Source organism: Lentzea albidocapillata subsp. violacea (assembly GCF_900100275.1).
In the GTDB taxonomy this organism is placed as follows: domain Bacteria; phylum Actinomycetota; class Actinomycetes; order Mycobacteriales; family Pseudonocardiaceae; genus Lentzea; species Lentzea violacea.
This window is the reverse complement of sequence record NZ_FNET01000003.1, coordinates 184807-201401: the sequence shown is the minus strand read 5'-3', so window position 1 is coordinate 201401 and position 16595 is coordinate 184807. Positions and strand designations below refer to the sequence as shown.

Genomic DNA, 16595 nt, shown 5'->3' with positions numbered 1-16595 from the left:
GATCTGCACGCTGGACGACCGACCGGCCGGGTCGCTCACCTACGATTGATCCGTGAGCGACCCGAGCAGGGACATCCGCATCGGTGACACCGAGCGTCAGCAGGCGTTGCAGGTGCTCGGCGAGCACATGAGCGCGGGCCGCATCGACATCAACGAGTACGGCGACCGGTCCGCGAAGATCACCACCGCGAAGACGCGCGGTGAACTGATGGCGTTGTTCTACGACCTGCCGGATCCGCGGCCGCAGTTCGTCGCGCCCGTGCCGATGTTCAACGAGCCCGCCAGGGCGCCCGCGCGCCGGTGGGAGAGTGCGGTCGTGCCCGCGGTGGGCATCGCCGTGGTGATCCTGTTCTTCGCGCTGGTGAAGAACCCGCTGATCTTCCTCCTCGTCCCCGCCGTGGCGATCCTGTGGGGCCAGTGGAACGGACGCCGGCGCTGAAACCCTTGCTGTTGCTCGATCTCGACGGCGTGCTGCGGTCCTTTCCGCCGATGTCCGCCGAGCTGGCCGCGATCGCCTTCGAGCCGTCGCTGCTGCGCCGCGCGATCACCGGGGAGATCTCCGACGAGCAGTGGCGGGAGGCGGTCGGCGCGGAGTTCGCGGCCACCTCCGGTGAGGTGATCGCGGAGGCGCTGGCGTTGGTGCGGGTGGCCCGGCGGCAGTGCTTCGTGGCGTTGCTGTCCAACGCGACCACCCGGCTGGAGGCGGACCTCGCACTGCTCGGCCTCGACGTTGAGGTCGACGCGGTCTTCAACTCCTCCCGGCTCGGTCTCGCGAAGCCCGATCCCGCGATCTACCGGCGGGTGCTCGACGAACTCGGCTACGAGACGGCAGTCTTCTGCGACGACGACGCGCAGAACGCCGCCGCCGCACGTGCAGCGGGGCTGGACGGCGTGCACGTGCCGGACACGGCGGCCTTGCGGACGGCGCTGGCGGTGCGCGGGCTGATCCCGCCGACCGTCCTGCTGATCCTGCCGGACCGCGACGAGGCCGAGGGGCTCGCGACGGAGTTGCTGGAGTCCGGCTGGGGCCCGTGCGCCGTGCACAGGGACATGCTGGCGGGCGAGGACGACGCCGAAGACGTGGACTGGGTGGTCGAGCTGACGACCGCGCCGGACGGTCTGCCCGCGTCCGCTCACCGCGCCGCGCTCGACGACCTGGCCGAGCAACACGACGGTTTCACGGGCGAGGGTTAGCCTGCTGGCCGTGGAGCCAGTTGAGATCAACGCGGGTGAGTACTACCTGCGCGCCTTTCGCAGCGACGACCGCATCGACGACGTGCCGGCGCTGGCCGAGGCCTTCGCGGACGCGGAGACCAAGCGGTACATGCCCCGCCTGACCGGGCACGACGCGCCGTCCGCGGAGACGCTCGTCCTGCTGCTGACCGACGGCTGGGAGAAGGACTACCGCTGGTCGTGGGCGGTGTGCGAGGCCGTCACCGCCGAGGTGATGGCCGGGATCGTCATCCACAACGTCGACCACCACCTGCTCTCGGCCGAGGTGATGTGCTGGAGCCAGCCGCGGCACCGCGGCAAGGGCGTGCTGCCGGCGGCGCTGAACTCGGTGCTGGGCTGGGTCTACGGCGCGATGGAGATGCACCGGGTCACCTACCGGCACGCGGTCTCGAACACGGCGTCGCAGAGAGTCGCGGAGAAGTGCGGATTCACTCTTGAGGGTCGTCTTCGCGAGGAGGCGATCGTCGATGATCAGCGCGAGGACCAGTTGCTGTGGTCACGACTTGCGTCGGACCCCTTCCCAGAGCAGCTACGGTGACCGGCCATGCGGACCACCGGGCTCCTCATCGTCGCGTTGGCGCTCGCCGGGTGCACGGCGCCGCCCCAGCAGAGTGCGCTGACCACTCCGCCGCCCCCGCCGCCGTCCCCCACGACGACGCCCTCCGTGCTCGACTTCCCGCAGCGGCCGCGTGCGCTGCCGCTCGACGCGGTCGACCCGTGCGCGGTGCTCACCGCTGATCAGCGCATGTCGCTGAGCCTCGACAACCCGCCCAGCGCGTACGTCGAGCCGAGCTTCGGCAGCGCGCGGGCGTGCACGATCCGCAGCACGACGAGCGGGAACGTGGCGAGGATCGCACTCGTGCTGGTCTCCGGCGCCGACGTGTGGCTCTCGGAGAACGCTCAGGTCGACTACACCGTGAGCGCGATCGAGGGGTACACGGCGATCACTGTCCGCACACCCGACGTGAACAACGCCTGCAACGTCGAGGTGGACGTCGCCGACGGGCAGTTCCTCGACGTGATGTTCCGCGACGGCGGCAATTCCACTGCGGTGCAACAAGATCATCTTTGCCTCGGCGCCCAGCGGGTGGCAGAGGCGGCGATGGCCAGTTTGCTCAAGAAGCGCTGACCCACACGGGCGGATGTCACTGTTCGCACTCCACAGCGTTACCTTCAGTGGTTAGAGTGTCGAAGCGCTTGTAGGCACAACCGCCGGAGGTTTGACGATGCCGCCAGGGGGACGTAGCGGGGCAGACACCTCGCCACCCGGCCAGCACGAGTTGAACGTGGAGCCGGAGGCGATTCCCGCGTTGCGCAACACGTTCTCGGCCGCCTTGATCAAGCTGGACAAGCAGATCGAGATGGCGATCACCGAGTTCCGTGTGCGCCCGTGGGCGGGTGACCCGGTCAGCGCCGAGGCTGCCGAGAAGTTCAACGACCGTTCGATCGCGGACGGTGACTCGGCGCTGCAGGCCCTGCTGAACTACCAGCGCCAGCTCAAGACCGCGATGGACAACCTCAACCAGATCGAGCGGCAGTACCACCTGGTCGAGGGCGACAACACCGGCATGATGAACAAGAGCGGGTGCTGACGATGGCCGATCACCGCTGGCAGGGCTTCAGCCACAAAGAGCTGTACGAACGCATCCACGCGGGTCCCGGCGCCTCCGCGTCGTTCACGTCGATGGAGCGGTGGCAGGGCGTCTCGGCCGCGCTGTCCGAGATCAACGACGACCTGCACAAGGGCATCTCGCAGTCGGGCGCGAAGTGGCAGGGCAAGGCCGCCGACATGGCGCAGGCCGGCCTGAACCCGATCGCCGCCTGGGCGGACGGCGCGCGCACCGGCGCGGACGTCATGCGCTACTCGGCCGAACTGCAGGCCGGTTACGTCTCGAAGGCCCGCGCGGACATGCCGGCGCCGGTCAAGGTGACCGCCGAGCAGCCGGGCGCCCTCGTCACCGGCCTCACGCACCTCTTCGGCGGCCAGACCGACCACGAGAAGCAGGAGGCGGCCCAGGACGCCGCCGAGCGCCGCGCCCGTGAGGTCATGTCGACCTACGCGTCGTCCACGACGGCGAACACCTCGACGCTCGGCCAGTTCTCCCAGCCGCCGCAGCTGCAGATCAGCGGCACCGGCCCCACGCACGGTGGTAGCGCCCAGATCGGCACGGCCGCTGTCTGGGGCGTCGGCCCGCACGGAACGGGTGGCAGCGCGACGCGTGGCCGCACCTCGTCCGGCACGCGCGGCTCCACCGCCCCGCCGCCTCGCGGCGGCACGCCCGCGCCGGGTTCCACGACGAGCACCTCGGGCACCGGTACCAATACCGGCGCGGCTGCGGTGAAGGGCTCGAACACCTCGCTCTCGTCGGCAGGCACCACCGGCACCGCCGGGCCTGGCGGCACGGGCACCGCGGGCGTCGGCCTGCCGGGCCAGCGCACGGCCGGCCGTTCGGGTTCGTCCACCGGCTCCGAGGCGAAGCAGATGGAGGACGGCGCGACCGCCACCTCCAGCGCGGCCGCCATGGGCACGGTCATGCAGCAGGGCCAGGCAGCCGGTGTCTCCGGCGCGGCGGGTTCCGCGATGGGCTCGATGGGCACGGCCGGTGCCTCGAACAACGACCAGGTGCACCGCAGGGCCGTGCCGATGCCGCCGTCGTTCGACCCGTTCGGCGGCATGGGCGGAGCGCGCAAGGGAGAGGAAGAGGAGGACTTGGAACACAAGGCCGCCGACTACCTGCGCGAGCGCGACGACATCTATGGCGTGGGCAGCTACACGTTGCCCGTGATCGGGGAGAGCACGACCGACTGATGACTATGTTCGGCTTGGACGTCGGGGCGAGCGACACGCGCGACCCGGTGGTCCTCTCGACGCTGGAGTTCGACGTTCTCTGGGACCACCTGGGCCTGGAGACGATGCCACTCGTCCTGAAGGTCCCGTCACCGGGCAAGACCACCGAGGAACGCCAGGCCATCGAGGACCGCGTCTGGCTCCAGCTGGGCGCCCGCGGCCTCGGCGGCCCCCGTTCCCTGGACCCGACCCTCGAAGACCTGCTGCACGTCCTGAACCGCCCGCAACAGGAGATCGACGCCCGCATGTGGCTGCAGGAACGCAGCCTCCGCGTCCTCGCCGCCGGCAAGGGCCAGGCAGGCGTCCTGGCGATCCTCGACGGCACCCAGCTGATCCTCCGCCCAGCGGAAGCCGACGGCCTCCCCCGCGAGGCCCTGACGGCCCTCCCCACCGCCCCGGCGGGCGAGGGCCACTCCATCACCCTCCCGTCCGCGGACCTGGACGCGGCAGCAACGTCAGCGAACACCCCGGAAGAGCTGGAAGAGGCACTACGCGGCACACTCCGCACCGACGACGCCCACACACTGGCCGAGATGATCCGCGACGCCTCGAACCGAGGCCAGTTCGGCGCCGCGGCCCGCGACAAGTGGGGCAAGCGAGTCCGCCCAGACCGCGTGGTCGCGTTCTACGACACCCCGAAGGGCCGCTACCTGCAGATGCGCCGGGCAGCGGAGGGCCAGCCGCCCTGGTCGACCATCACGCCGGTCGACTACCGCCGCATGCACCACCACCTGGTGGAACTGCTGGCGGAGGCCACCGGCGCCTGACCGGTCCAGGCCCGCTCACGCTGACTGGGACGGGCAAAGCACCCGCCGTGGCAACGCTTCTACCGGCGTGTCGGCACCCCGGCGAAGCGCGACAGGCGATGGCGGAGCCGAGCCACCCTGCCGCCCAACGCAACGGCGGAGCCGAGGCATCCCTCCGCACGCGAAGGGCAACGGCGAAGCCAAGCCACCCTGCCGCCCAACGCAACGGCGGAGCCGAGGCATCCCTCCGCACGCGAAGGGCAACGGCGAAGCCAAGCCACCCTGCCGCCCAACGCAACGGCGGAGCCGAGGCATCCCTCCGCACGCGAAGGGCAACGGCGAAGCCAAGCCACCCTGCCGCCCAACGCAACGGCGGAGCCGAGGCGTCCCTCCGCACACAACGGGCAACGGCGGAGCCGAGCCGCCCTTCCGCCCACGGCGATGGCGGAGCCGAGGCGTGTGAACCTCTCCTTGCTGGTGAAGCGGTGATGACGCAACCAACCCCGGCGATTGGGGCTTTACCTTGAGTGGGCGGGATGCTCCCCTCATGGGCACGGCCGGGCGCTTTTCAGCCCGGCCTTTTCCGGCCGTCAAGCATCCCGCCAGAGGCTCAAGGTCAAGCCCCAATCGCTATCGACGCGCAGCGGCGATGACCGGCACCGGCCCGGTCCTGCCCGCCCGGCCACCCACGCACGGTGACGTGACCGCATTGGTGACCACCCCGCTGGAACCGGCGCCAGCCCAACGCAAGCCGACCCGCGCGGCCCCAACCCACCCACGCAAGGCGACCGACCGCACGGCAGGCGTCCACCCCGCTGGAACAGGAACAGGCCAAAGCCGACCCGCACGCCCCTCACCCGGCAGGCGACCACCCACCCGTCAGGGCCCGATCCCCTGACAGGGCCGTGTCCGCAAATCGTTCACATAGTCATCAGGCGCCCCAGCAGCCTCAGCGGCATCCGCGACCACCCCGATGTACCGGGCAGACGGCAACCCGCCCTCATAGGCGTCCAGCACGTAGAGCCAGGCCACCACAGACCCCTCCAGGGTCTGCACCCGCAGCCGGATCTTCTTGTAGAGCCCGAGCGCGCCCTCCCACCGGTCCAGCCGCGACTCATCGCGCGGGGACACGTCGTAAAGCACGCAGAACGTCTGGTGGTCTGGCTCCTCGACGATCGTCGCGAGGGCGCCCTCCCAGCCGAGGTCCTCGCCACCGAACGTCATGCGCCAACCAACGAGCCAGCCGGTCCCCGCGAGCGGGGAGTACGGGGCTCGCTCCATCATCTGGTTCGGATCCATGTTCGACCCGTACGCGGCATAGAGCGGCACGTCCGACAGCGTAGCGACCCTGCGATCAGCTTTCGGTACTGACGACACGGTCGATTCGGTCAACGCGTACGGTTGTGCCGGCCGACAAGCACGCGGAAGGGACTGATCGTGACCCGCATCGTCATCATGGGCGGCGGCCCCGCAGGTTACGAGGCAGCCCTGGTCGCTGCGCAGCACGGCGCCGACGTGACCGTCGTCGAGAACGACGGGGCGGGTGGCGCGTGCGTGTTGTACGACTGCGTGCCGTCCAAGACGTTCATCGCCTCCGCGGGGGCTCGCAGTGCCTTCCGCAACGCCGGTGAGCTGGGCATTCAGACTCACAACGAGCAGGCCGCCGTTGATCTGCCGGTTGTACACGGACGGGTGAAGGGTCTGGCTCTGGCCCAGTCCGCGGACGTCCGGGCGCGCCTTCAGCGCGAGGGCGTGCGGCTCATCAACGGGCGCGCGAAGTTCGTCGACGACTCGCGTGGGCTCGCCCAGCACCAGGTCGTGGCGACCGCCGCGAGCGGCGAGGAGGAGGTCCTCAACGCCGATGTGGTGCTCATCGCAACCGGTGCCACCCCGCGCGTGTTGCAGGGCGCCGAGCCCGACGGCAAGCGGGTCCTCACCTGGCGGCAGATCTACGACCTGCCCGAGCTGCCCGAACACCTCGCGGTGATCGGTTCCGGCGTCACCGGTGTCGAGTTCGCCAGCGCCTACACCGAGATGGGCGTGAAGGTGACGATGGTCTCCAGCCGGGACCGGGTGCTGCCCCACGAGGACGCCGACGCGGCCGCGGTGCTCGAGGACGTGTTCGCCGAGCGCGGCACGGCCGTCGTCAAGCACGCCCGCGCGGACAGGGTCGAGAACGTCGGCGACGGCGTCCTGATCCACCTGGAAGACGGTCGCACGATCGAGGCGTCGCACGCCCTGATGACCGTCGGTTCGGTGCCGAACACGAACGACATCGGCCTCGACAAGATCGGTATCGAGCTCGGGCGTGGCGGGTACATCCCGGTCGACCGGGTCAGCCGGACCAACGTCAGCGGCGTCTACGCGGCCGGCGACTGCACCGGCGTGTTGCTGCTCGCGTCCGTCGCCGCCATGCAGGGGCGCATCGCGATGTGGCACGCGCTGGGCGAGGGCGTCAGCCCGATCAAGCTCAAGACCGTCGCCGCGAACGTCTTCACCAACCCGGAGATCGCGAGCGTCGGCATCAGCCAGCAGGCGATCGACTCGGGTGAGGTGCCCGCGCGCACGATCATGCTGCCGCTCGCCACGAACCCCCGCGCCAAGATGGAGGGTCTGCGCCGCGGCTTCGTGAAGCTGTTCTGCCGCCCGGCCACCGGCGTCGTCATCGGCGGCGTCGTCGTGGCGCCGAACGCGAGCGAGCTCATCCTGCCGATCGCGCTGGCCCTGCAGAACCAGCTCACCGTCGAGCACCTCGCCACGACGTTCTCGGTCTACCCGTCGCTCTCGGGCTCCATCACCGAGGCCGGTCGCCAGCTCATGCGGCACGACGATCTCGATTAGGTAACGCACGGCAACGATGCCCCGGACACCGACGTGTCCGGGGCATGCGTTCGTTCTGGCGGATTCTCGTAGCGCTGGCGCTGCTGACCGGTTGCGCCGAGGCGCCCGACATCACGCTGCCCACCGCGCCGGTTCCGACCGGGCAGACCTCCACCGCACCGTCCGTTGTGGACAGAGGTCTGCCGCCGTCGGAACCGGTGGAGGTGCGCATCCCGAAGATCGGCGCGAAGTCCTCGCTCGTCCCGCTGGGGCTCAACCCGGACGAGACGATCGAGGTGCCGCCGGTCGAGCAGCCGATGCAGGCCGGCTGGTACCGGCTCGCCCGCACACCGGGTGAGGTCGGGCCCGCCGTCATCCTCGGTCACGTCGACGGCAACAAGCAGCCGGGAATCTTCTTCCGCCTCAAGGAACTCGCCGAAGGTGACGAGGTCGAGGTGTCCAGAAAGGACGGAAGCACGGCACGGTTCCGCGTGCGTGCGACCGAGCAGATCGCCAAGAGCAGCTTCCCCACCGAGGCCGTCTACGGCGACACCGGAGAACCCGAGCTGCGGCTGATCACCTGCGGGGGCGGCTACGACCAGGCCAACCGCAGCTACCGGGACAACATCATCGTCTACGCGACACTGATCTGAGGGAGGGAACAACCACATGAGAACAGCTCTGACCACCGCGATCGCATTGTCGGCGACCGTGGCGTTCACACCGCTCGCGACGGCACAGCAGGAGGGACCTGCGCTGGTGATGGAACCGACCGTGGTGAGCGGCCGGACCATCAGCGCGCTCGTCGGACCCTGCAAGGCGTACTCCGAGGTCACGTCACCCGGACTCAACGCACCGATCGTGCTCAGCCCAAGCTCGTCCGACCCCACCAAGGGATACGGCTTCGGTCGGGTCAACAGAGCGGGTACGTACACGGCGTCCGTCCAGTGCGACGGAATGACGCTCACGGCGCAGTTCACCGTGCTGCGACCGGTGATCAACTGGTACCTGTACCCGACCGAGGTCGAGCCGGGCGGCACGATCACCGCGGGCGGCGACGTGCACACCGGCTGCCAAGGGTGGGGGCCACTCGAGTCACCCGGATTCGCGGAGCCGCTGAGGTTCACCCGCGGCGGCAACTTCGGCCGCTTCAGCGGTGACACCAAGGTGATCACCACTCCCGGCACGTACGAGGTCGTCTTCCAGTGCACCGACCGCCCGGAACGCAGCGTGAAGACGTTCCGGATCCTCGGCACGCCACCGACCACGACGACACCGCCCAATCCCCAGGCGCCCAAGCCGAAGCCGAAGCCGGTCGTCAAGCCGAAGGGCGCCCCGGAGACGGGTGGTGGCGGCACCGCGCCGTAACGATGATCACGGTCTCGACCGGGCGTGCAACCAACCCACGAGATGTGCGTCAATGGGTCCGTGGGGACTCGTGTCTTGATCGCGGTGCTGTGCGTGGCGCTGGCCACCACCGCCTGTTCGCAGGGACCGGCACCGAAGCCATCGGCGGCGACGAGCGACAGCGCTCCGCCGCCGGTGGTGTCACCGCTCGGCAACTCCGACCCGATGGAACTGCGGGTCGAGCGGATCGGCGTGCGCTCGTCACTGGTCGCGCTCGGCCTCGACCAGCAGGGCGCCGTCCAGATGCCGCCCGCCAACGAGGGTATGCAGGCCGGGTGGTACCAGACCCAACCGCAGCAGTGGATCATCGTCGGCCGGATCGAGAGCAACAAGGCCAGAGGCGTCTTCTACCGCCTGAACGACCTGGCCGAGGGCGACCTGCTGGAAGTGTCCAAGAAGGACGGTTCGGTCGCCCGGTTCACCGTGACCCGCACGGAACGGATCATCCGCGACGACTTCTTCGCGGAGGCCGTCGCACGGGACAAGGACGAGCAGGGGCTGCGGCTGATCACGTGCGGCACCCGCGACAACGTGATCGTGCACGCAGCCCCCTCTCAATGACCGCCCGCGAGCCCGCGAGGTTTGCGAGTTCGCGGAGCAGCGACCAAAACTCAGTCCTCTACCCAGTCGAAGGTCTTCGTCACCGCCTTCTTCCAGTTCGCGTACTCGGACGCACGGCGGGAGTCGTCCATCTGCGGCTCCCACTGCTTGTCCTGCGCCCAGTTCTCGCGGATCTCGTCCTCGGTCTTCCAGAACCCGACCGCGAGACCGGCCGCGTAGGCGGCACCCAGTGCGGTGGTCTCCGCGACGACCGGCCGGATGACGGGAACGCCGAGGATGTCCGCCTGGAACTGCATCAGCAGTTCGTTCACGACCATGCCGCCGTCGACCTTCAACGCGGTCAGGTCCACGCCCGAGTCGGCGTTCATCGCGTCGAGCACCTCGCGGGTCTGGAAGGCGGTCGCCTCCAGCACGGCCCGCGCGAGGTGGCCCTTGTTGACGAACCTCGTGAGTCCCACGATCGCGCCACGGGCGTCGGAACGCCAGTACGGCGCGAACAGGCCGGAGAACGCGGGCACGAAGTACGCGCCGCCGTTGTCCTCCACCGTACGGGCGTGCTCCTCGATCTCGGCCGCCGAGCCGATCATGCCGAGGTTGTCCCGCAGCCACTGCACCAGCGAACCGGTGACCGCGATCGAGCCCTCCAGGGCGTAGACCGCGGGCGCCTGACCCATCTTGTAGCAGACGGTGGTGAGCAACCCGTTCTCGCTCATCACCTTCTCGGTACCGGTGTTGAGCAGCATGAAGTTGCCGGTGCCGTAGGTGTTCTTGGCTTCACCGGGCGAGAGGCAGGCCTGGCCGAACGTCGCCGCCTGCTGGTCGCCGAGGATGCCGGCGATCGGCACGCCGGCCAGCGCGCCGCGTTCGCGCACCTGGCCGTAGACCTCGGACGACGACCGGATCTCCGGCAGCATCGACATCGGAATGCCCATGTCGGCGGCGATCGACTCGTCCCACTGCAACGTGTCGAGGTCCATGAGCATGGTGCGCGAGGCGTTCGTCGGGTCGGTGACGTGCACGCCGCCGTTCGTGCCGCCCGTCATGTTCCACAGGACCCAGGTGTCCATGTTGCCGAACAGCAGGTCACCGGCCTCGGCGCGGTCCCGCGCGCCCTCGACGTTGTCGAGGATCCAGCGGACCTTGGGCCCGGAGAAGTAGGTGGCCAGGGGCAGGCCGACCTTCTGGCGGTAGCGCTCCTGACCGCCGCCCAGCGCACCCAGTTCCTGCACGATCTTGTCCGTGCGGGTGTCCTGCCACACGATGGCGTTGTAGACGGGCTCACCGGTGTTCCTGTCCCACACCAGCGCGGTCTCGCGCTGGTTGGTGATGCCGACCGCGGCGATGTCCGAAGTGGACAGATCGGCCTTCGCGAGCGCGCCTGCGGCGACCTGGCGGGCGTTCTGCCAGACCTCCTTCGGGTCGTGCTCGACCCACCCGGCCCTCGGGAAGATCTGCTCGTGCTCCTTCTGGTCGACCGCCACCACCCGTCCGGAGTGGTCGAAGATCATGCACCGGGTCGACGTCGTGCCCTGGTCGATCGCGGCCACGTACTGCGTCATTGCGAGAAGTCCTTTCAGACCGGGAGAACCAGGAAGAGCAACGCGGCCAGCGCGCCACCCACGAGCGGGCCGGCGACGGGAACCCACGAATAGCTCCAGTTGGCGTTGCCCTTGTTGCGGATCGGCATCATGAACGCGTAGGCGATGCGCGGACCGAGGTCGCGCGCCGGGTTGATGGCGTAGCCGGTCGGCCCACCAAGCGACGTGCCGATCACCAGCACGACGAACGCGACACCCGCGTACCCGAGCGCCGAGTTGCCGAACTGCGGAACCCCGTCAACCGACTCCTTCGCGCCGGGCGACAACAGGATCCAGAAAACGAGCACGAACGTGCCGATGATCTCGGTGACGAGGTTCCACGGCTTGTTCGGCACGGTCGGTCCGGTGGAGAAGATGCCGAGCGTGTTCTGCGGTTCGTCGTGCGTGTCGAACTGCAGCTTGTACGTGGCCCAGCAAAGCATCGCGCCGATGATCGCGCCGACCATCTGACCGAGGACGTACACGGGAACGTCGCCCCACGGCGTCTTGTCCGCGACCGCGAGGCCGAGCGTCACGGCGGGGTTGAGGTGCGCCCCGCTGGGGTTGGCGATGCTGGCGCCGGCGAAGACCGCGAAGGCCCAGCCGACGTTGACGAACAGGAAGCCCGTGCTGTTGCCGAGCGTGTTCTTGAGCACCTGGTTCGCGACGACACCGGTGCCCAGGAGGATGAGGACCGCGGTCCCCAGCAGCTCCCAGACGAAGATCGAGCCTGCGCTCATCGTCGACCTCCACTCGTTTGCGGCCAGGCAGGACGCGCAAACCCGAGGTCAGGGCCGCGCCGCCCGCCTGCAACGTGCTCGGACGCTATTACCGAGCTGATCAGTTGTCTACGCCGAGCACCTGCGGTCAGGCCGTTTTCGGGCCATCCGGTTCCGGCCCGCGCGCCCGTGGGCGGGAGGCGGTCGCTGAAGGTAGCGTGAAGCGCAGTCGTAGCAGGGAGGCGTCTGTCGTGGCCACGCGCAAAAACGCAGCTGTACCACCACGAACCCATGCCGAGCCGCCGATCACCGGCCGGCTCGGACCTGCCGAACGCGAGGAAGCCTGGCAGCGACTGGGGGCCGAGACGTTCGACGTCGTCGTGATCGGCGGCGGTGTCGTCGGTGTCGGCGCGGCGCTCGACGCTGCCACCCGAGGCCTGCGGGTCGCGCTCGTCGAGGCCCGTGACCTGGCGTCCGGCACGTCGAGCCGTTCCTCCAAGCTCTTCCACGGCGGCCTGCGCTACCTGGAGCAGCTCGAGTTCGGACTGGTGCGCGAGGCACTGCGCGAGCGCGAGCTGATGCTGACCCGCATCGCCCCGCACCTGGTGAAGCCGGTCGCGTTCCTCTACCCGCTGAGCAACCGCATCTGGGAACGCCCGTACTCGGCGGCCGGTCTGTTCCTGTACGACACGATGGGCGGCGCCCGGTCCGTGCCGGGGCAGAAACACCTCTCCCGAGCGGGCGCGCTCCGGCTGGTCCCCGCGTTGAAGCGCGATGCGTTGATCGGTGGCATCCGCTACTACGACGCCCAGGCCGACGACGCCCGGCACACGATGATGGTCGGTCGCACCGCCGCTCACTACGGCGCGGTGGTGCGCACGTCGACCCAGGTCGTCGGGTTCCTGCGCGAGGCGGACCGCGTGTCCGGCGTGCGGGTGCGCGACGTCGAGGACGGGCGCGAGGTCGACGTGCGGGCGCACGCGGTGATCAACGCGACCGGCGTGTGGACCGACGAGCTGCAGCGGCTCTCGGGCTCGCGCGGCCGGTTCCGGGTGCGGGCGTCGAAGGGCGTGCACATCGTCGTTCCGCGCGACCGGATCGTCGCCGAGGCCGGGATGATCCTGCGCACCGAGAAGTCCGTGCTGTTCGTCATCCCGTGGCGCAACCACTGGATCGTCGGCACCACGGACACGGACTGGAACCTCGACCTGGCACACCCCGCGGCCACCAAGCACGACATCGACTACATCCTCGAACACGTCAACTCCGTGCTCGCGACCCCGCTGACGCACGACGACATCGAGGGCGTCTACGCGGGCCTGCGGCCGTTGCTGGCGGGCGAGTCCGACTCGACGTCGAAGCTCTCCCGCGAACACGCCGTTGCGCGGGTCTCGCCGGGGCTGGTCGCGATCGCGGGCGGCAAGTACACGACGTACCGGGTGATGGGCGCGGACGCCGTGGACGCGGCGCAGGTGGACATGCCCGGTCGCATCCAGCCGTCCATCACCGACAAGGTGCCGCTGGTCGGTGCCGACGGCTACCACGCGCTGGTCAACCAGGCCGACCAGCTCGCGACCAAGCACGGCCTGCACCCGTACCGCGTCCGGCACCTGCTCGACCGCTACGGCTCGCTGGTGCACGAGGTGCTGGCACTGGCGGCGGACAACCCCGAGCTGCTGAAGCCGATCCCGGCCTCCCCCGACTACCTGCAGGTGGAGGCGGTGTACGCGGTCTCGCACGAGGGCGCCATGCACCTGGAGGACGTCCTCACCCGGCGCACCCGCATCTCCATCGAGTACGCCCACCGCGGCGTCGACTCGTCGGAGGCGGTGGCGAGGCTGGTCGCGCCGATCCTCGGGTGGGACGAGGACGCGATCAAGCGCGAGGTCGAGGTCTACAACGCGCGCGTCGAGGCCGAGCGCACGTCCCAGACTCAGAAGGACGACCAGGCGGCGGACGCGGTCAGGGCCGCCGCGCCGGAGGCACGTCCGCAGTTGACCGAGCCCGTGAGCTGACCTCCGCCAAGGCCAAAAAGGCGTCTGCAAGTACTGCCGGCGGTACTTGCAGACGCCGAAAACTCAGGCCAGGGCGGCCAGCGCCGTGTGGACCATGACGCGGACCCCGACGAGGAGCGCGCGCTCGTCCAGATCGAACGTCGGCTGGTGCAGATCGCGCTGCTTCTCCTGGCCGTTCCACACGCCGAGGCGTGCGAACGAGCCGGGCACGTGTTCCAGGTACCAGCCGAAGTCCTCACCACCGGACGACTGCTCGGTGCCCGCGAGCGCGTCGTCACCCAGGGCAGCCTCGATGCCGGCGCGCAGGATCTGGGTGGACTCGCGCTCGTTGACCACCGGCGGCACGCCGCGGCGGTGATGCAGGTCGAAGCCGACGCCGGTCGGGGCCAGCAGGCCCGTCACGAGGTCCTTGACCAGCGGCTCCAGTTCGGCCCAGATGTCCCGGTCGCCGGTGCGCAGCGTGCCGCGCACCAGGCCGTCCTGCGGGACCGCGTTCGGCGCCTCGCCCGCGTGCACCGCGCCCCACACCAGGACGGTGCCGGAGCGGGGGTCGACGCGGCGCGACAGCATCGTGGGCAGGCCGGTGATGACCGTGCCGAGGGCGTGCACCAGGTCCGCGGTGAGGTGCGGGCGCGAGGTGTGGCCGCCCGGCGAGGACAGCCGCAGCTCCAGCAGGTCGGAGGCCGACGTGATGGCGCCGATGCGCGTGCCGATGCGGCCGACCTGCAGACGTGGGTCGCAGTGCAGGCCGAAGATCCGCTCCACGCCGTCGAGCCCACCCGCGGCGAGCACGTCGAGCGCACCGCCCGGCATGACCTCCTCCGCCGGCTGGAACACCAGGCGGATGCGGCCCGGCAGTTCCGTCGCCGAAGCGAGGGCCAGCGCCGTGCCGAGCAGGACCGTCGTGTGGGCGTCGTGACCGCACGCGTGCGACACACCGTCCACAGTGGATCCGAACGGCAGGCCGGTGTTCTCGTGCAACGGCAGGGCGTCCATGTCCGCGCGGAGAGCCACGCAGCGGGAGCCGTGGCCGATGTCGCAGATCAGGCCCGTGCCGCCGGGGAGGATGCGCGGCTTGAGGCCCACCTCGCGCAGCAGCTTCGCCACGAGTTCGGTGGTGTTGTACTCGCGCCGGGAGAGCTCGGGGTGGGCGTGGATGTGGCGTCGCCAGGCGACGACGTCGGCGGCGTGCGCCTTCAGCCAGTCGTCGAGCCACGCGGGGCCGCGGCCTTCTCCGAGATCATCCACAGGAGACATGCTCACCCCGGTGGGGCCGACGAGCATCTCAGGGGACGTCTTCACAGTTGAGGAGCCCGAGGGCCGGGAGTCCAGAACCGTCATGCCGCACCTCCGCGGGCCAGCAGCCGTGCGCGCTGCTGGGAATCGGTGGCTGTCGCGATCGTCGTCCAGGCCATGGCAAGTGCTCCGTCGAGGAGCGCACGGTCGGCCGACGCCGAGGCACAGGCGGTCGCGAACTCTTGTTGGTGGTTCACCGCGTCTCCGCAGTCGATGGCGATGGTCGGGTGGATGGCGGGCAACACTCTGGTGACGTTGCCCATGTCGGTGCTCCCGATCTTCTCCCGCTGTTCCTGTTCTGGCGAGAGCGGTCGTCTGCCCAGCTCGGTGGCCGCACGCCGGTAGGCGTCCGCGAGCCACGGGTCGGGGGTCAACTCGGCGTAGATCGGTGAGACCTGCACGACCTCATGGGTGCAACCGGTCGCGAGCGCACCGGCGGAGAAGCAGTCCCGGATCCGGTTCTCCAGGCGCTGCAACGATTCCAGGTTTTCCGCCCTCACATCGAACATCGCCGATGCGCGGGCGGGTATTACGTTCGGCACGGTACCGCCGTTGGTGACGATGCCGCTGACCATCTGACCTGGCTCGAAGTGCTGCCGCAGCAGACTGATCGACATCTGCGCGATCGTCACCGCGTCCGCGGCGTTGACGCCCAGGTGCGGGGCGGCGGCCGCGTGTGACGGCTTGCCCTTGTAGTGCACCTCGAGATCGGTGATGGCGAGCGATCTGGCTGCGCAGGACTCGTACGGCGCCGGGTGCACCATCATCGAGAGCGAGACGTCGTCGAACACGCCCCGTTCCAGCATGAGCACCTTGCCGCCACCGACCTCTTCCGCCGGGGTCCCGATCACCTTCACGGTGACACCCAGCCGGTCGGCGATGTCACGCAGCGCGAGTGCGGTGCCGACGGACGCCGCCGCGATGACGTTGTGCCCGCACGCGTGCCCGACTTCGGGCAAAGCGTCGTATTCGGCACAAAGCCCCAGGACGAGCTCGCCGTCGCCGAACGTCGCGACGAACGCGGTGTCGAGGTCCGCCACACCGCGGTCGACCTCGAAACCCTCCCTGACCAGCAATGAGGTGATCTTCTCGACGCTGCGGTGCTCCTCGAAGGCCAGCTCGGGCTCGGCGTGGATCGAGTGCGACAGGTCCAGCAGCGCGTCCGAGTACCGCTCGACGGTCGAGCGTGTGCTGATCTTCAAGTCGGTACCCATTTGCCACCATCCTGCATCACCACCTGTGGGACGCGGCGCGCTGATGATGATCAACCGGACGGCCGGTCGCAGCGCTGCGCCAAGCGGCGAGCGAGTTTCGGTCTGACCGATCAACGATGACGCAGATGGCCGAGAGACACGCTTAACTTTCGCTATTCC

17 protein-coding genes are annotated in these 16595 nt (G+C 69.5%); 12 read left to right on the top strand and 5 right to left on the bottom strand.

The window, feature by feature from the left end; translation table 11 throughout:
* Nucleotides 1–52: 52 nt before the first annotated feature.
* The 7 genes from BLR21_RS08870 to BLR21_RS08840 all read left to right on the top strand — a co-directional run bounded on the left by BLR21_RS08870 (nt 53) and on the right by BLR21_RS08840 (nt 4848).
* Nucleotides 53–439: a DUF1707 SHOCT-like domain-containing protein gene (locus BLR21_RS08870; protein WP_090005326.1), complete on the top strand. Its 387-nt coding sequence runs from the start codon at nt 53–55 to the stop codon at nt 437–439.
* Nucleotides 418–1194: an HAD-IA family hydrolase gene (locus BLR21_RS43635; RefSeq protein ID WP_090005325.1), complete on the top strand. Its 777-nt coding sequence runs from the start codon at nt 418–420 to the stop codon at nt 1192–1194. Before BLR21_RS08870 ends, BLR21_RS43635 begins: the two co-directional genes overlap by 22 nt.
* 10 nt (nt 1195–1204) lie before the next feature.
* Nucleotides 1205–1771, top strand: a complete 567-nt coding sequence (locus BLR21_RS08860) for a GNAT family N-acetyltransferase (protein WP_176929544.1) — start codon at nt 1205–1207, stop codon at nt 1769–1771.
* Nucleotides 1772–1777: 6 nt separating this feature from the next.
* Complete coding sequence (locus BLR21_RS08855) at nt 1778–2362, top strand: DUF3558 domain-containing protein (RefSeq protein ID WP_090005323.1); 585 nt, start codon at nt 1778–1780, stop codon at nt 2360–2362.
* 157 nt (nt 2363–2519) lie between these two features.
* Nucleotides 2520–2825 carry a transcriptional regulator gene (locus BLR21_RS08850; protein WP_256334569.1) on the top strand — a complete coding sequence of 102 codons (306 nt, stop codon included), beginning with the start codon at nt 2520–2522 and terminating at the stop codon, nt 2823–2825.
* Between the two features lie 2 nt (nt 2826–2827).
* The gene (locus BLR21_RS08845; RefSeq protein ID WP_090005613.1) at nt 2828–4042 is read left to right on the top strand and encodes a PPE domain-containing protein; all 1215 of its coding nucleotides are present in this window, start codon (nt 2828–2830) and stop codon (nt 4040–4042) included.
* Nucleotides 4042–4848, top strand: coding sequence for an ESX secretion-associated protein EspG (locus BLR21_RS08840; RefSeq protein ID WP_090005321.1), 807 nt, complete (start codon nt 4042–4044; stop codon nt 4846–4848). The genes BLR21_RS08845 and BLR21_RS08840 overlap by 1 nt, the downstream gene beginning before the upstream one ends.
* A gap of 858 nt (nt 4849–5706) precedes the next feature.
* Here the strand turns inward: BLR21_RS08840 and BLR21_RS08835 are convergent.
* On the bottom strand, nt 5707–6156 hold the full coding sequence (locus BLR21_RS08835; protein ID WP_030478530.1) for a gamma-glutamylcyclotransferase family protein: 450 nt from the start codon (nt 6154–6156) through the stop codon (nt 5707–5709).
* A gap of 108 nt (nt 6157–6264) precedes the next feature.
* Between BLR21_RS08835 and BLR21_RS08830 the strand changes: the two genes are divergently transcribed.
* Genes BLR21_RS08830 through BLR21_RS08815 form a run of 4 tightly spaced genes read left to right on the top strand, consistent with a single transcriptional unit; the run spans nt 6265 to nt 9615 of the window.
* Nucleotides 6265–7668: an NAD(P)H-quinone dehydrogenase gene (locus BLR21_RS08830; RefSeq protein ID WP_030478529.1), complete on the top strand. Its 1404-nt coding sequence runs from the start codon at nt 6265–6267 to the stop codon at nt 7666–7668.
* A 44-nt stretch (nt 7669–7712) separates the two neighbouring features.
* Complete coding sequence (locus BLR21_RS08825; RefSeq protein WP_090005320.1) at nt 7713–8300, top strand: class F sortase; 588 nt, start codon at nt 7713–7715, stop codon at nt 8298–8300.
* Between the two features lie 16 nt (nt 8301–8316).
* A complete protein-coding gene (locus BLR21_RS08820) occupies nt 8317–9015 on the top strand; it encodes a hypothetical protein (RefSeq protein WP_090005319.1) in 699 nt (232 codons plus the stop codon).
* Between the two features lie 60 nt (nt 9016–9075).
* On the top strand, nt 9076–9615 hold the full coding sequence (locus BLR21_RS08815) for a sortase domain-containing protein (RefSeq protein WP_176929543.1): 540 nt from the start codon (nt 9076–9078) through the stop codon (nt 9613–9615).
* A gap of 50 nt (nt 9616–9665) precedes the next feature.
* Here BLR21_RS08815 and glpK read toward each other — a convergent pair whose 3' ends face one another.
* Both glpK and BLR21_RS08805 read right to left on the bottom strand, forming a co-directional pair.
* A complete protein-coding gene (gene glpK / locus BLR21_RS08810; protein WP_090005317.1) occupies nt 9666–11174 on the bottom strand; it encodes a glycerol kinase GlpK in 1509 nt (502 codons plus the stop codon).
* 14 nt (nt 11175–11188) lie between these two features.
* Complete coding sequence (locus tag BLR21_RS08805) at nt 11189–11932, bottom strand: MIP/aquaporin family protein (RefSeq protein ID WP_090005316.1); 744 nt, start codon at nt 11930–11932, stop codon at nt 11189–11191.
* A gap of 284 nt (nt 11933–12216) precedes the next feature.
* Between BLR21_RS08805 and BLR21_RS08800 the strand changes: the two genes are divergently transcribed.
* A complete protein-coding gene (locus tag BLR21_RS08800) occupies nt 12217–13926 on the top strand; it encodes a glycerol-3-phosphate dehydrogenase/oxidase (protein ID WP_090005612.1) in 1710 nt (569 codons plus the stop codon).
* Nucleotides 13927–13989: 63 nt separating this feature from the next.
* Here BLR21_RS08800 and BLR21_RS08795 read toward each other — a convergent pair whose 3' ends face one another.
* Together BLR21_RS08795 and BLR21_RS08790 are read right to left on the bottom strand one after the other, a co-directional pair.
* Nucleotides 13990–15267 carry a M20 family metallopeptidase gene (locus BLR21_RS08795; protein ID WP_030478522.1) on the bottom strand — a complete coding sequence of 426 codons (1278 nt, stop codon included), beginning with the start codon at nt 15265–15267 and terminating at the stop codon, nt 13990–13992.
* Nucleotides 15264–16436 (bottom strand): M20 family metallopeptidase, encoded by a 1173-nt coding sequence (locus BLR21_RS08790; protein WP_090005315.1) that lies wholly within the window; start codon nt 16434–16436, stop codon nt 15264–15266. Before BLR21_RS08790 ends, BLR21_RS08795 begins: the two co-directional genes overlap by 4 nt.
* Between the last annotated feature and the right edge of the window lie 159 nt (nt 16437–16595).

Excerpts from the sequence above, each read along its gene's own strand:
- BLR21_RS08855 (WP_090005323.1), top strand. The coding sequence starts at position 1,778 with ATGCGGACCACCGGGCTCCTCATCGTCGCGTTGGCGCTCGCCGGGTGC.
- BLR21_RS08845 (WP_090005613.1), top strand. The coding sequence starts at position 2,828 with ATGGCCGATCACCGCTGGCAGGGCTTCAGCCACAAAGAGCTGTACGAA.
- BLR21_RS08840 (WP_090005321.1), top strand. The coding sequence starts at position 4,042 with ATGACTATGTTCGGCTTGGACGTCGGGGCGAGCGACACGCGCGACCCG.
- BLR21_RS08825 (WP_090005320.1), top strand. The coding sequence starts at position 7,713 with ATGCGTTCGTTCTGGCGGATTCTCGTAGCGCTGGCGCTGCTGACCGGT.
- BLR21_RS08820 (WP_090005319.1), top strand. The coding sequence starts at position 8,317 with ATGAGAACAGCTCTGACCACCGCGATCGCATTGTCGGCGACCGTGGCG.
- glpK (WP_090005317.1), bottom strand. The coding sequence starts at position 11,174 with ATGACGCAGTACGTGGCCGCGATCGACCAGGGCACGACGTCGACCCGG.
- BLR21_RS08805 (WP_090005316.1), bottom strand. The coding sequence starts at position 11,932 with ATGAGCGCAGGCTCGATCTTCGTCTGGGAGCTGCTGGGGACCGCGGTC.
- BLR21_RS08795 (WP_030478522.1), bottom strand. The coding sequence starts at position 15,267 with ATGACGGTTCTGGACTCCCGGCCCTCGGGCTCCTCAACTGTGAAGACG.
- BLR21_RS08790 (WP_090005315.1), bottom strand. The coding sequence starts at position 16,436 with ATGGGTACCGACTTGAAGATCAGCACACGCTCGACCGTCGAGCGGTAC.